Consider the following 13,074-nt stretch of genomic DNA (forward strand, 5'->3'; position numbering starts at 1 on the left):
CTTTGCTTGCATGGCACAACCCACGGTTGCCACGCTGTTGCTGTCTGTACAACCTGATGGGAGCGGCCAGTGACTTTCGGTGAGCAGCCGGCGTACCTGCGCGTCGCGGGTGATCTCCGCAAGAAGATCGTCGACGGTTCGCTGCCACCGCACACCCGCCTCCCGTCGCAGGCCAGGATCCGCGAGGAGTACGGCGTCTCGGACACGGTCGCTCTGGAGGCGCGCAAGGTGCTGATGGCCGAGGGCCTGGTCGAGGGGCGCTCCGGGTCGGGCACGTATGTGCGCGAGCGGCCTGTGCCGCGCCGGGTGGCCCGCTCCGGGTACCGGCCGGACAGCGGAGCGACCCCGTTCCGTCAGGAGCAGGCGGACATCTCCGCGCGCGGCACCTGGGAGTCCCACAGCCGGCAGGTCGAGGCGAGCGGCAAGATCGCCGAGCGCCTGTCCGTCCAGCCCGGCGACCGAGTGATGTGCACGCACTACGTCTACCGGGACGGCGGCGAGGCGATGATGCTCTCCACGTCCTGGGAGCCCCTCGCCGTCACCGGCCGTACGCCGGTGATGCTTCCCGAGGAAGGCCCGCTCGGCGGCATGGGCGTCGTCGAACGCATGGCGGCCATCGACGTGATCGTGGACAACGTCACGGAGGAAGTGGGAGCGCGCCCGGGTCTCGCCGAGGAACTCCTCGCGCTGGGCGGCGTACCCGGACATGTCGTCCTCGTCATCCAGCGGACCTTCTACGCCTCGGGCCGTCCGGTCGAGACGGCCGACGTCGTCGTCCCGGCGGACCGGTACCGGATCGCCTATCACCTGCCCGTGAAGTAACGGCGTATCACTGCCTGTGAAGCAGCCGGGTGTCGATCGTCGGTGAAGTGGCCGACGCCATCCATGGACTGACCCGCGTCGTCTGCCAAGTGGACCGCGTGGGAAGCCCGGTTGGAATCTGGCCTTTCTCAAGAGGCCTGCCCCGGCGGGACTTCGCGCTGCTCGGGGGCGCACAGAGGGCGGTCGACAGCGCGTTCGATGGCGTGTGCCCCCTGTCGTCCTGGCTGGTTGCGCACCCACGGCGTACCTCTTGCGTACCTCTTTGTGAAAAGCCGTATTCGCTGCGTGAAGGTTAGGCGTAGGCTCGGGCATATGCGGATTGCGGTTTCCTTAGAGAGCGGGGCGCGGCGGGGGCTCGGGGCGGGAAGTGGAGGGGCGCGATGAACGACGGCACGATCACTCTTCCCTGGCTCGTCATACGGCAGGACGACAACGGCAATCGCTACCGCGTGGGCAGGTACGCGACCCGGGCCGAGGCCCAGAAGATTGCGGACAGCCTCGACGACCGCGGGCACAAGCAGCTCTACTGGGTCGAGCGGATCGGGCAGAACGGATCCAAGTGAGGGCGTCGCCTCCGGAGTGATCGCCTGTGCCGCCGACGGGTGGCGATCCGCGCCGCCGGGGCCCGCGCCGCTCCCGTAGGCTCCGGCGCATGACGGAACGGATCGTGGTGGTCGGAGCCGCCCTGCTGAGCGAGGGGCGCCTGCTCTCCGCCCGCCGCAGCGCGCCTCCCGAGCTGGCCGGGCGCTGGGAGTTGCCGGGCGGCAAGGTCGAACCGGGTGAGACTCCCGAGCGTGCCCTCGTCCGGGAACTGCGCGAGGAACTCGGCGTCGAGGCGGAGCCGCTGGAGCGGGTCCCCGGCCAGTGGCCCCTGAAGCCGGGGTACGTCCTGCGGGTGTGGACCGCACGGCTGCTCCCCGGCTCCGTCGAGCCGCGGCCCCTGGAGGATCACGACGAACTGCGCTGGCTGGCCCCTGGCGAAATCTGGGACGTGGACTGGCTGGACGCGGACGTGCCGGCGGTGAAGGGTGCGCTGCTGAGGCTGGATGCGGGGGCGTAGAGGGGCCCTTCGGGGCGTATGTGCGGGCAGGGTGGCAGGTTCGTACGCCGTTCGTGCCACAGTGCGCCTTCGTGCGCGGTAAGGCTCCGTGGATATCGGGTATGTCCCCATTAACCCCACGAAACCGGACATGTGTGGGTTCCCGGCCTGGGAAGTGATCGGCTTGATCGACACCGAAGGCGACCGCGCCGAGTGGACTTTTCCCGCGGAACCAGGTGCCGTCCGTACCGCCCGCGCCGTCGTCCGGGGCCAGTTGCGCTCCTGGGAGCTGGATTCCCTCGGTGACATCGCCGCACTGCTGGTCAGCGAGCTGGTGACGAACTCCCTGCGGCACGCCACCGGCCCCATCGGTGTCCGGCTGGTGCGTCCCGACGGGGTGCCCGGCGCCCTGCTGGTCGAGGTCTCCGACCCGCTGCCGGATCCGCCGCGCGAACGGACCGCCGCCGCCGACGACGAGAGCGGCCGTGGACTCCAGCTCGTGGCCAGCTCGTCCCGGCGCTGGGGGACCCGCCCCGGGGGCACCGGAAAGACGGTCTGGTTCGAGCTGGCGGTGCCCGGCTGACGGCGCGTCGGCCAGGGGGGTGTGCGACCGACTGGTTCAGGCCACTGGTGCTGAGTGGACTCTTTGGTTCGATGGGGCGCCACCTGGTTAGAAGACTGGGAGTATGTCGCGGCCGGTCCAAAAACCATCGGGACCGTGCTGTGATCGTGAACACCGTGTTGTGCGGCGCCGTAGTGCTGGATACTGCGGGCAGCCGCCCCCGGCGACCGGTGCCGGACGCGGTGAGCTGGAGGGGACGGTTCGCGTGAGCGAGATACCAGCGAAGGCCACGGAGTCCGAGGACCCGTCGGACGGCGCGAGGGCTGATGCCGCGGGCGATTCCGCGCGTATGACGCCCGGCGAGGGTGCGGGCGACGCGATGTGGCAGAGCAGTCCGCCCGGTTCGATCTACGACTACATCAAGGTCGCCTCGTTCTCCATAGGCGCCGACGGGCTGGTCGACCAGTGGAGCCTGCGGGCCGAGCAGCTCTTCGGCATCTCCTCCGAGCGGGCCGTCGGCATGGACCCCATCGAGGCCTTCGTCACCCCCGACCGGCGTGAGTTCGGGCAGCGCAAGATGGCCGAGATCCTGGACGGCCGGGAGTGGACCGGCGTGGTCCCCTTCCGGATGCCCGCCACCGACGACGGCGGCGAGGGCGACGAGGGGCTCGCCGAGGTCTATGTGATGCCCACCACTACCGAGGACGGCGAGCAGGCCGCCGTGTGCATCGTCGTGGACGTCCGCACCCTGCGCCGGATCGAGACGGACCTCGCCGCCTCGCAGGCGATTTTCGGCCAATCTCCGTTCGGTTTCCTGCTGATCGACACCGACCTGCGGGTCCGGCGCGCCAACCAGCGGTTCGCCTCGACCTTCGGCGGCACCGTGGACGACCACCGCGGGAAAGGCGTCCACGACTATCTGCCACGGGCTGAGGCCGAGCGGGTCGCCGCGACCCTGCGGCGCGTCCTGGAAACCGGCGACTCCATCACGGACATGCACGTCACCGGCAATGTGCCCGGCTCCGACGAGCGCCGCCACTGGTCCGTCAACCTCTACCGCGTGCACAGTGGCAGCGGGCGCCCCATCGGCATCGCCTGGCTCGGAACCGACATCACGGCCCGTCGCGCCGCCGCCCGCGAAGCGGCCGCCGCCCGGCGCAATCTCGCCCTTCTGAACGAGGCCGGCGCCCGCATCGGCAACTCCCTCGACCTGGAGACCACCGCACGCGAACTGCTCGACGTCGTGGTCCCCGGATTCTGCGATCTGGCGACGGTGGACCTGTACCAGGGCCTTTTGGCCGGCGACGAGACCCCGCCGGGCCTGGCCGACGGCAGCGCCGAACTCCGCCGGGTCGCCTTCGCCAGCGCGGTCTCCGACGCGCCCTTCGTCGGCGGACCGGCACCCGTGGCCGTGGGCGCGGTCCACCACTACCCCTTCAACTCGCCCTGCGCCGACGCCCTGCGCACCGCACGCCCCCGGCACATCCCCGCCGAAGAGGGCGGCCTCATCCAGTCCACGCTCGCGGTCCCGATGGTCGCCCACGACACCGTCGTCGGGCTCGCCCAGTTCTCCCGCACGAAGGGCAGCGAGCCGTTCGGCGAACGCGACCGGTCGCTCGCGGTGGAGTTGGCCGCGCGCGCCGCCGTCTGCATCGACAACGCGCGCCTGTACCGCCGTGAGCACGAGCGCGCGCTGATACTGCAACGGTCCCTCCTCCCCCCGGGCGACCCGGAGGCCTCCGGCCTGGACATCGCCTGTCGTTATCTGCCGGGCAACGCGGCGACCGAGGTCGGCGGCGACTGGTTCGACGTCATCGAACTCCCCGGCCACCGCACGGCGTTGGTGGTGGGAGACGTGATGGGACGCGGCCTGCGCGCCGCGGTGGCGATGGGTGAACTCCGCACGGCCGTCAGAACATTGGCACTACTGGATCTGGAACCGGCCGAAGTTCTCTCCGCACTGGACGAGATCGCCCGCGGCCTCGGCACGCCCGGCGGAGTCCAGCAGGCCACCCGCGCGGCCCGCCAGCCGCGCGACGCCGATCTCTCCGAGGTGTACCTCGCGACGTGCGTGTACGCCGTCTACGACTCCGTGACGCGCCGGTGCACCTTCGCCAACGCGGGCCATCTCCCGCCGGTGCTGGTCGAACCCGGCGAGAGCGCGCTGATGCTCGACGTGCCGCCGGGGATGCCGCTCGGGGTGGGCGGCGAGCCCTTCGAGGAGGTGGAGGTCGAACTACCCGAAGGCGCTCTGTTGGCGCTCTACACGGATGGACTGGTCGAATCCCGCGACCATCCTCTCGACGAGGGCCTGCAAGCCTTCGTCGGCGCCCTGACCGACCCCTCCAGACCCCTTGAGGACGTCTGCGACCACGTCCTCAACACCCTCGACACCCACCACGGCGAGGACGACATCGCCCTGCTGATGGCGCGCGTCCAGGGGCTGCCTGCCGAGTCCGTCGGCGACTGGACGCTGCCGCGCGAGCCGCGCAGCGTGGGCCGTGCCCGCGAGTACGCCCGTACGCGGCTGGCGTCCTGGGACCTGGAGCCGCTCGTCGACACGGCGGAGCTCCTGGTCAGCGAACTGGTCACCAATGCGCTGCGATACGGCGAGGGCGAGATCAGACTGCGGCTGCTGCTCGACCGGACGCTCGTGTGCGAGGTCTGGGACGCGGGCCTGGTTCAGCCGCGTCGCCGCCGGGCACGCGACACGGACGAGGGCGGGCGGGGGCTGCAGCTCGTGGGGCTGCTGTCCGCGGCCTGGGGGTCGCGACGGACGCCTCGCGGCAAGACGGTCTGGTTCGAACTCCCGCTGCCCGACGGCCAGACGAGCCTGACGGACCCGGCGGAGGCCCTGCTGAGCCTCTTCTGAGAGGGCTGTTCGCCACCACTGCCCCCTGCCCGTCCCCTCTCCCGGTTCTTCCGGCGCGGTGGGGGGCAGGTCGCGTAGTTCCCCGCGCCCCTGACGGGGTGCAATCCCTTGTCGGATCAGTCGGCCGGTGTCGCTCGTCGTGTCCGGGTCCGGGGCCCGCCGAAGCTTGCGGGGCCGCCACCGCTCAGGAGGATTCCGCCCAGCACGGCTCCGCCCGCCCCGGCGCCTTCCGCGGCGCCGTACGGATGGCCGTACGCGCGCACGTCCCGCTCGGCGAGCTCCCGCGCCTGACGGGCGAGGACGTCGGCCCGCCGGACTTCGGACCGGGCGAGGTGCCGCTCCGCCTCGGCCAGCCGCGTCCGCGCCTCGCAGCCCACCGCCCCTCGATGCGTCGTGACGAAGTCCGCCGTGGCGGCGACGGCGGACCTGGCCGGGAGGAGGGCATGGTCGAGCAGCGCACGGGCACGCTCCTCGGAAGCCTCGCCGGCGCGCGCCTCGGCGAGGCCGATGCCCGCCTCGGCGACCCGTCGGAGCGCGTCGAGGGGGTCGTAGGGCCCGCCCGCCGTCTCCCGGCGTACTTCCGCCAGGAGCGACTCGGCGTGCGCGACACGGCCGGGCAGCTCACCGACGCCCGTTGTGACCAGGGCCCCGCGGGCTTCGGTGAGATCGGCCGCCACCCCGGTGAGCGCGGCGGGCAATTCCTTGGCCGCGGCGGCGAGTTCGGCCGCGAGCCGGTCGACGCCGTCCACGAGGACGGCCGCCTGGTCGACGGCCCCCTCCGCCACGCGCAGATGCACGGCCGCCTTCCCGCCGTCATCCCGGTCGAGGGACTGCCGCGCCTGGTTGAGGTGGACGGTGGCGAACACGAGCCGGTCCTTGGCCTGTTCGACGTGGCCCGCGACCGGGAGCGACGCGGAGGGGGCGTACCGCTCGTGGAGGTCGCCGAACGTCACCTCCGTGGCCGGGGTACGCGCGGCCAGCTCCCGGAAACGGGTCTCCGCGTGCCCCAGGGCGGTGGCCGCGTCATGCTCGAGACCGCGCAGCAGGTCGAACCCGGCCGCTTCCGAGTCGAGCCGCCGTCCTGCCTCCGTACAGTGAAGGGCGATCGTCTCCAGCGTGCGGCGCCCGTCCTCCGGTACCCCGTCGTCCAGTTGCTGCCGCAGTCGGAAGGCCGTCGCCAGCTCGGACTTCGCGGACGCCAGTGCCTCCGCGTACGGCTTGACCGGCTCGTCCCCGAACTGGGATCGGACGCACCGGAGTTCCTCGGTACTGGTGCGGACGCAGTCGTCCGTTTCGACCAGCAACTCCCGGGCCTGCCGGGCGATTTCGGTGATCGGCACGACGGGCGCGCCGCCGCCCGGTGTGGTACGCGTCCTCGCCCGCCGTTTGCGCCGCGCGTACCCGTACGTCGCCAGTACCGCCGCGGCGCCCACCGCGACGAGGGGCAGTACGAGATCCCCGGTAGCCGTCCCGTCCTGACCGGGTTCGTCCCCGGCCTCCTCACCCCCGTCCCCCGCCTCGTCGGCGACCCGCACATTCCGCGCCACGGTGGCCGCGTCCGAATCCCCCGCCCTTGCCAGGGGCAGCATCAACCACCCCACCGCCACCAGCCCCCCGAGCACGGCATGCGCCACCCGCACGGCTATGTGGGACGTGGCTCGGCGCGACCGGTTTCGGCTCTGGGGCGACGTCACATTTGGGAGCGTATGACCGCTTGCGCGCCGACGCGACCGGGATGCGCCGCGGCGGGGGCGCCTAAGGTACGGGGGACAACGGGGGCGTACGGGAGGGGCGCGGGGGATGGATACGGGACGCACGGAATCCACGGGGAAAAGTCGCGCCGACGGGCCGGAACCGGGAGCCGAATGCCCCGGGGACCGCACCGACCCGGCGGCGACCACGGGATCGACGCGGCCGGGGCCCGAGGGGGAGCCGGAGACCGGCGTTCACCGCACCACCGGAGAGCACCGCACGGACACGGTCTCGGACACGGTCTCGGACATGGCCTCTGAGGCGGCCTCGGACACGGCCTCCGCCACGTTCGCGGATACGGCCTCCGGCACGGTCCCGGATACGGCCTCCGGCAGGGTCGCGGATACGGCCTCCGGCAGGGTCGCGGACACGGCCTCCGGCACGACCGCCGAGACGCCCTCGGAGACGGCCGGAGAAGGCCGGACGGGTGACCCCGAGGAGCCCCCGCGCAGTGCCGTTCCCGCCCCGATCCGGCGGATCGCCCGGGCCTGGCGCCACCCCCGCCTCCGCTGGCCCAAGCGGATCGCCCTCACGCTCCTCCTCGCCCTTCTCCTCCCCTCCCTCGCCGCCGGAATCGCCCTCCGGGTGAACTACGCCGGAGACCCGGCCCCCGGCACGCAGACCAGAAACCGTGACGCCCTCTGGCTGGGCCACGCCTGGGTGGACGGGCGGAAGGGGGACGCGGACGTCAAGGCGCTGGCGACGCGGTTGCGGAGTACCGGTGTCCGGGATCTGTATGTGCACGCGGGACCGCTGGAACACGACGGGACGCTGCCCGAGACGGCGTACCCGTCGGCCAGTTGGCTGATCGAGGCCCTGCACCGCCGACTGCCCGGCGTACGGGTCCAGGCCTGGCTCGGCGACAAGCTGGCGAGCGAAGGACCGGTCGGGCTGCGACTGGAGCGCGCGGCGACCCGCGACGCCGTCGTACGCTCCACCCGCCAGATCCTCGACGCCGGCTTCGACGGCGTCCACTTCGACATGGAACCCCTCCACTCGGGCGACCGCGACTACCTCTCCCTCCTCGACGACCTGCACCGGGTCACCAAGGCGCGGCGCGTCCCCCTCTCCATCGCCGCCCATCAGATCGACCCGCTCCCGGCGGCCAACTCCCTCCGCGGCACCCTCACCGGACACCCCAAGTGGTGGTCTCAGCGGTACTTCGGGCAGGTCGCACGCCGCGTCGACCAGATCGCCCTCATGTCGTACGACACGGCCATGCCGCTGGAGAGCCTGTACGGCGGCTACGTCGCCCAGCAGACCTCCCTCGCCCTCGAAGTCACCCCGAAGTCCACGGACTTGCTGATGGGCCTGCCGTTCTTCTACGAGGACAACCTGGCCCACCACGGTTCGGCGGAGACCGTCGCGGCCGCCGTACGCGGCACCCGTCTCGGCCTCTCCCGCACGGATCGCCACCGCGCACACTTCGGCGTCGCGCTGTACGTGGATTTCGCCGCCAGGGAAGTGGACTGGACGGCCTATCGGGAAGGGTGGGTCCGGTGACGGGCACCGGAACACCTCTGACCCGCGACGACCTGGCTCCCCTCGCCCGTGCCGCCGTCGGCCCCGCCCGCACCCTGACCGCCACCACGCGGCTCCGCGGCGGCAGCAAGAAGGGCGTCTACCGCCTCGCCTTCGACGACGGCTCCACGGCGATCGCCTACGTCTGGTCCCCGGACGAGGACTTCTGGCCGACGGCCTCGACGGCCTCGACGGCCTCGACGGCCTCGACGGCCTCGACGGCCTCGACGGCCCCGACGGATCCCTCCGGGGATCCCGCAGCCGCCACCGACCACCGCGACCCCTTCTCCCACGCCAACGGAATCGACCTCTTCACGGCCTCGTACGACCGGCTGGCAGCGCTGGGTATCCGCACCCCGCGCCTCTTCCTCGCCGACCGCTCCCACGCGCACCTCCCGGCGGACGCGGCCGTCGTCGAGGACGTGCGCGGCGGCAGCCTGGAGGAGTTGCTGAACCGCGATCCGGCGGCGGCAGCGGCGCCCCTGCGGGAGCTGGCCGACGCCCTGCACACCCTGCGCGGCCACCGGGCCCCCGGCTTCGGCAAGGTCGCCGTCGTCGACAACGGCGGTATCTCGTACGGGAGTTCCTGCGAGGAGGTGGTACGGGAGCGCGCCCTGGTCGACCTGGCGGAGGCCGCGGCCCGGGACGCCCGGATCGCCGCCGTACGCGGAGCGCTCCACGACCGCGTGCAGGCCCTCGCCGCCGCGATCCGGCCGCGCGGCCACCACAGCCTCATCCACGGCGAACTCGGCCCGGACCACGTCCTCATGGACGCCGACGGCCATCCGGTCCTGATCGACATCGAGGGCCTGATGTACTTCGACGCGGAGTGGGAGCACGTGTTCCTGCGCCTGCGGTTCCAGGAGCACTACGCGGCCCTGGGCGCCGACGGCCTCGACGAGGACCGGCTGCGCCTCTACCGCCTGGCGATGCACCTCTCCCTCGTCGCGGGCCCGCTGCGTCTGCTCGACGGCGACTTCCCGGAGCCGGAGTTCATGCGCGGGATCGTGGAGTACAACCTTCAACAGACGGTCATGTACCTGGCTGAAAAGAATCCTCGCGTGCCATGATCTGCGTGCGGGCCGTTTTCGGCCCGCACCGGGAAGTGGGGTACAGAGATGCACTGGATGCTGGTGGCCCTGGGTGCCCTCGCCGTGACCGGCCTCGCGGCGATCGGGATCGCGGCGATCACGACCGGATGGGTGCCTCCGTGGGGCCGTCGTCGTGTCCTGCGGCCGAAGCTGTGGGGATACGGCGCGCTGGTGGGCGCCGTCGGCATGTCCCTGTACATGTTCCTCGGACCGTTCCGTGGTCCCGACGCCGACATCACGCCCTACGCGATGACCGGACTGGCCCTCTTCTTCGTGGGCGTGGTGCTCCAGATGGCCGGGCAGCGCCCCGGCCGTGTCACCGTGCAGCCCATGACGACGGACCGATGATGGCAGGCGACTGGCATTTCGCGCTCGGGCTGGCCGAAGGCGTGGTCCTGGGGTTGGCCGCCGCCGTCGGGATCGCCGCCGTGCGCGGTGGCCGCATTCCGGGGTGGGAGCGCCGCCCCGTCGTCCGCCGACGGCTGTGGGGCCAGGGGGTGCTGGTGATGACGGGGTCCCTCGCGCTCCCCGCGGTGGCGCTGAGCGCGCTCGGCCCCGGCGCCCTCCAGTTCACCGTCACCCTCGTGGGCGGTGCGGGGACGATCACCGGAGGCGCCCTGATGCAGCGCGCCAGCCGCGACCGCCGACGCCCCGGCGGCCCCGCGTCCGGCCCTACGTCTCCCGCCTCCTGATCTTCGACCCCAGCCACACCAGCGGGTCGTACTTGCGGTCCACCGCCCGTTCCTTCAAGGGGATCAGGGCGTTGTCGGTGATCTTGATGCCCTCGGGGCAGACCTCCGTGCAGCACTTGGTGATGTTGCAGTAGCCGAGCCCGTGTTCGTCCTGGGCGGCGCGCTTGCGGTCCAGGCCGGAATCCGCCGCCGCGTCCAGCGGGTGCATGTCCAGCTCCGCCACCCGCATCAGGAAGCGCGGGCCCGCGAACGCCGGTTTGTTCTCCTCGTGGTCACGGACGACATGGCAGGTGTCCTGGCACAGGAAGCACTCGATGCACTTGCGGAACTCCTGCGAGCGGTCGACGTCCTCCTGCTGCATCCGGTACTCGCCGGGGCCGAGGTCCGCCGGGGGCACGAAGGACGGGACCTCTCTCGCCTTCGTGTAGTTGAAGCCGACGTCCGTCACGAGATCACGTACGACGGGGAAGGCGCGGAGCGGCGTGACGGTGATCGTCTCCTCCGGCGTGAACACCGACATCCGCGTCATGCACATCAGCCGCGGCCGCCCGTTGATCTCCGCCGAACACGAACCGCACTTGCCCGCCTTGCAGTTCCAGCGCACGGCCAGGTCGGGGGCCTGGGTCGCCTGGAGCCGGTGGATGATGTCGAGCACCACCTCACCCTCGTTCACTTCGACCTTGAAGTCCTCCAGGCCGCCGCCCTCGGCGTCCCCGCGCCACACCTTGAAGCGGGCCTCATAGCTGCTCACTCGTACAGCTCCTCTTCGGCGAGGTACTTGACCAGCTCCTCCTTCTCGAAGAGGGCGAGCAGGTCGGAGCGGATGGGTTCGGTGGTCTCGCGTGCGAGGTCGATCTGGCCCGCCACGGGGTCGGTGGCCGCCAACCCTCCCGTCGGGTCGGTGAGCCGGCACAGAAGATTGATACGGCGCCACGCGCGGTCCATGGTCGGGTGGTCCTCGCGGGTGTGGCCGCCGCGGGACTCCGTACGCTCCAGGGCGGCCCGTGCCACGCACTCGCTGACCAGGAGCATGTTCCGCAGGTCGAGGGCGAGGTGCCAGCCGGGGTTGAACTGCCGATGTCCCTCCACGCCCGCCCGGCGCGCCCGTACCCGCAGGTCCGCGAGCTTCTCCAGGGCCTGCTCCATCTCGCCCCCGCGGCGGATGATGCCGACCAGGTCGTTCATCGTCTGCTGGAGTTCCTGGTGCAGGGTGTACGGGTTCTCGGGTGGCCGCCCGTTCTCCTCGCCGGGCTCGGGTCCCTCGGCCGAGAAGGGGCGCAGCGCCTCCGCGGCGGCGGTGTCCACCTGGATGTCGTCGACGGCCGGACGGTCCTCGGCAAACCCTGCCGCGTACTCGGCCGCGTGCAGCCCGGCCCGCCGCCCGAAGACCAGCAGGTCGGAGAGCGAGTTGCCACCGAGCCGATTGGAGCCGTGCATGCCACCGGCCACCTCGCCGGCCGCGAAGAGGCCGGGTACACCGCGTGCCGCCGCCGTGTCCGACTCGACCGCGATGCCGCCCATCACGTAGTGGCAGGTCGGGCCGACCTCCATCGACTCGGCGGTGATGTCGACGTCCGCCAGTTCCTTGAACTGGTGATACATGGACGGCAGCCGGCGTCGGATGACCTCGGCGGGCATTCGGGTGGAGACGTCCAGGAAGACCCCGCCGTGCGGGGAGCCGCGGCCCGCCTTGACCTCGGAGTTGATGGCCCGCGCGACCTCGTCCCGGGGCAGCAGCTCAGGGGGACGGCGGTTGTTGTCCGGGTCCTCGTACCAGCGGTCGCCCTCTTCCTCGGACTGCGCGTACTTCTCCTTGAAGACGTCCGGGATGTACTCGAACATGAACCGCTTGCCGTCGGAGTTCCGGAGCACTCCGCCGTCTCCGCGCACCGACTCGGTGACGAGGATGCCCTTCACCGACGGTGGCCAGACCATGCCCGTCGGGTGGAACTGCACGAACTCCATGTTCAGCAGCGGAGCCCCGGCAAGGAGTGCGAGCGCATGACCGTCCCCGGTGTACTCCCACGAGTTCGACGTCACCTTGAAGGACTTGCCGATGCCGCCGGTGGCGATCACGACGGAGGGCGCTTCGAGGACGAAGAAACGGCCCGATTCGCGCTCGTAGCAGAAGGCCCCGGAGACGCGGCTGCCCGCGGCGGAGCCGCTGTGGGACACAGTCTTGAGGATCCGGGTGACGGTGCACTCCTGGTACACCTTCAGGCGGCTCTCGTAGTCCCCAGTCTCCTTCATGTCCTCCTGCTGGAGGGACACGATCTTCTGCTGCAGGGTCCGGATGAGCTCCAGGCCCGTCCGGTCGCCGACGTGCGCGAGCCGCGGATACTCATGGCCGCCGAAGTTGCGCTGCGAGATCCGCCCGTCCTTCGTACGGTCGAAGAGGGCGCCCCACGTCTCCAGCTCCCACACCCGGTCGGGCGCTTCCTGGGCGTGCAGCTCGGCCATCCGCCACTGGTTGAGGAACTTCCCGCCGCGCATGGTGTCGCGGAAGTGGACCTGCCAGTTGTCGTGCTCGTTGACATTGGCCATCGCCGCCGCGATGCCGCCCTCGGCCATCACGGTGTGCGCCTTGCCGAACAGGGACTTGCAGATCACGGCGGTACGGGCGCCGCGTTCCCGCGCCTCGATGGCGGCGCGCAGTCCGGCGCCCCCGGCGCCGACCACGACGACGTCCCACTCCTGCCGATCGACCACGGACATCAGAAGGC

Annotated in this window: 12 protein-coding genes; 9 read left to right on the forward strand and 3 right to left on the reverse strand. The window is 71.5% G+C overall.

Annotated features, from left to right (window positions below):
* The first annotated feature begins 69 nt into the window (after nt 1-69).
* From IEY95_RS34490 to IEY95_RS34510, 5 genes are all read left to right on the forward strand, one after another.
* A complete protein-coding gene (locus tag IEY95_RS34490) occupies nt 70-822 on the forward strand; it encodes a GntR family transcriptional regulator (protein WP_189190114.1) in 753 nt (250 codons plus the stop codon).
* 380 nt (nt 823-1,202) lie between these two features.
* Nucleotides 1,203-1,385 carry an SPOR domain-containing protein gene (locus IEY95_RS34495; protein WP_055618615.1) on the forward strand — a complete coding sequence of 61 codons (183 nt, stop codon included), beginning with the start codon at nt 1,203-1,205 and terminating at the stop codon, nt 1,383-1,385.
* A gap of 89 nt (nt 1,386-1,474) precedes the next feature.
* Nucleotides 1,475-1,882 carry a (deoxy)nucleoside triphosphate pyrophosphohydrolase gene (locus IEY95_RS34500; protein ID WP_189190115.1) on the forward strand — a complete coding sequence of 136 codons (408 nt, stop codon included), beginning with the start codon at nt 1,475-1,477 and terminating at the stop codon, nt 1,880-1,882.
* Between the two features lie 130 nt (nt 1,883-2,012).
* Nucleotides 2,013-2,444 carry an ATP-binding protein gene (locus tag IEY95_RS34505; RefSeq protein WP_189190116.1) on the forward strand — a complete coding sequence of 144 codons (432 nt, stop codon included), beginning with the start codon at nt 2,013-2,015 and terminating at the stop codon, nt 2,442-2,444.
* A gap of 244 nt (nt 2,445-2,688) precedes the next feature.
* Complete coding sequence (locus IEY95_RS34510; RefSeq protein ID WP_189190117.1) at nt 2,689-5,295, forward strand: SpoIIE family protein phosphatase; 2,607 nt, start codon at nt 2,689-2,691, stop codon at nt 5,293-5,295.
* Between the two features lie 116 nt (nt 5,296-5,411).
* On the opposite strand, the gene IEY95_RS34515 is transcribed toward IEY95_RS34510, so the two are convergent.
* Nucleotides 5,412-6,989, reverse strand: coding sequence for a hypothetical protein (locus IEY95_RS34515; protein ID WP_229703566.1), 1,578 nt, complete (start codon nt 6,987-6,989; stop codon nt 5,412-5,414).
* Nucleotides 6,990-7,296: 307 nt separating this feature from the next.
* Between IEY95_RS34515 and IEY95_RS34520 the strand changes: the two genes are divergently transcribed.
* Genes IEY95_RS34520 through IEY95_RS34535 form a run of 4 tightly spaced genes read left to right on the forward strand, consistent with a single transcriptional unit; the run spans nt 7,297 to nt 10,351 of the window.
* Nucleotides 7,297-8,550, forward strand: coding sequence for a glycoside hydrolase family 18 protein (locus tag IEY95_RS34520; protein WP_229703567.1), 1,254 nt, complete (start codon nt 7,297-7,299; stop codon nt 8,548-8,550).
* Nucleotides 8,547-9,638, forward strand: a complete 1,092-nt coding sequence (locus IEY95_RS34525) for a phosphotransferase family protein (protein WP_229703568.1) — start codon at nt 8,547-8,549, stop codon at nt 9,636-9,638. Before IEY95_RS34520 ends, IEY95_RS34525 begins: the two co-directional genes overlap by 4 nt.
* 48 nt (nt 9,639-9,686) lie before the next feature.
* Nucleotides 9,687-10,007, forward strand: coding sequence for a hypothetical protein (locus tag IEY95_RS34530; RefSeq protein ID WP_189190118.1), 321 nt, complete (start codon nt 9,687-9,689; stop codon nt 10,005-10,007).
* Nucleotides 10,004-10,351, forward strand: a complete 348-nt coding sequence (locus tag IEY95_RS34535) for a hypothetical protein (RefSeq protein ID WP_189190119.1) — start codon at nt 10,004-10,006, stop codon at nt 10,349-10,351. The genes IEY95_RS34530 and IEY95_RS34535 overlap by 4 nt, the downstream gene beginning before the upstream one ends.
* Here IEY95_RS34535 and IEY95_RS34540 read toward each other — a convergent pair.
* A complete protein-coding gene (locus IEY95_RS34540) occupies nt 10,332-11,102 on the reverse strand; it encodes a succinate dehydrogenase/fumarate reductase iron-sulfur subunit (protein WP_189190120.1) in 771 nt (256 codons plus the stop codon). The two genes, IEY95_RS34535 and IEY95_RS34540, sit on opposite strands and share 20 nt — an antisense overlap.
* Nucleotides 11,099-13,066: a fumarate reductase/succinate dehydrogenase flavoprotein subunit gene (locus tag IEY95_RS34545; protein ID WP_189190121.1), complete on the reverse strand. Its 1,968-nt coding sequence runs from the start codon at nt 13,064-13,066 to the stop codon at nt 11,099-11,101. Before IEY95_RS34545 ends, IEY95_RS34540 begins: the two co-directional genes overlap by 4 nt.
* Between the last annotated feature and the right edge of the window lie 8 nt (nt 13,067-13,074).

The organism is Streptomyces albiflavescens, assembly GCF_014645835.1.
Taxonomy (GTDB): Bacteria; Actinomycetota; Actinomycetes; order Streptomycetales; family Streptomycetaceae; genus Streptomyces; species Streptomyces albiflavescens.

Coding starts and splice junctions, on each gene's coding strand:
- IEY95_RS34530 (WP_189190118.1), top strand. CDS start 9,687: ATGCACTGGATGCTGGTGGCCCTGGGTGCCCTCGCCGTGACCGGCCTC.
- IEY95_RS34545 (WP_189190121.1), bottom strand. CDS start 13,066: ATGTCCGTGGTCGATCGGCAGGAGTGGGACGTCGTCGTGGTCGGCGCC.
- IEY95_RS34535 (WP_189190119.1), top strand. CDS start 10,004: ATGATGGCAGGCGACTGGCATTTCGCGCTCGGGCTGGCCGAAGGCGTG.
- IEY95_RS34500 (WP_189190115.1), top strand. CDS start 1,475: ATGACGGAACGGATCGTGGTGGTCGGAGCCGCCCTGCTGAGCGAGGGG.
- IEY95_RS34505 (WP_189190116.1), top strand. CDS start 2,013: ATGTGTGGGTTCCCGGCCTGGGAAGTGATCGGCTTGATCGACACCGAA.
- IEY95_RS34520 (WP_229703567.1), top strand. CDS start 7,297: ATGGCCTCTGAGGCGGCCTCGGACACGGCCTCCGCCACGTTCGCGGAT.
- IEY95_RS34495 (WP_055618615.1), top strand. CDS start 1,203: ATGAACGACGGCACGATCACTCTTCCCTGGCTCGTCATACGGCAGGAC.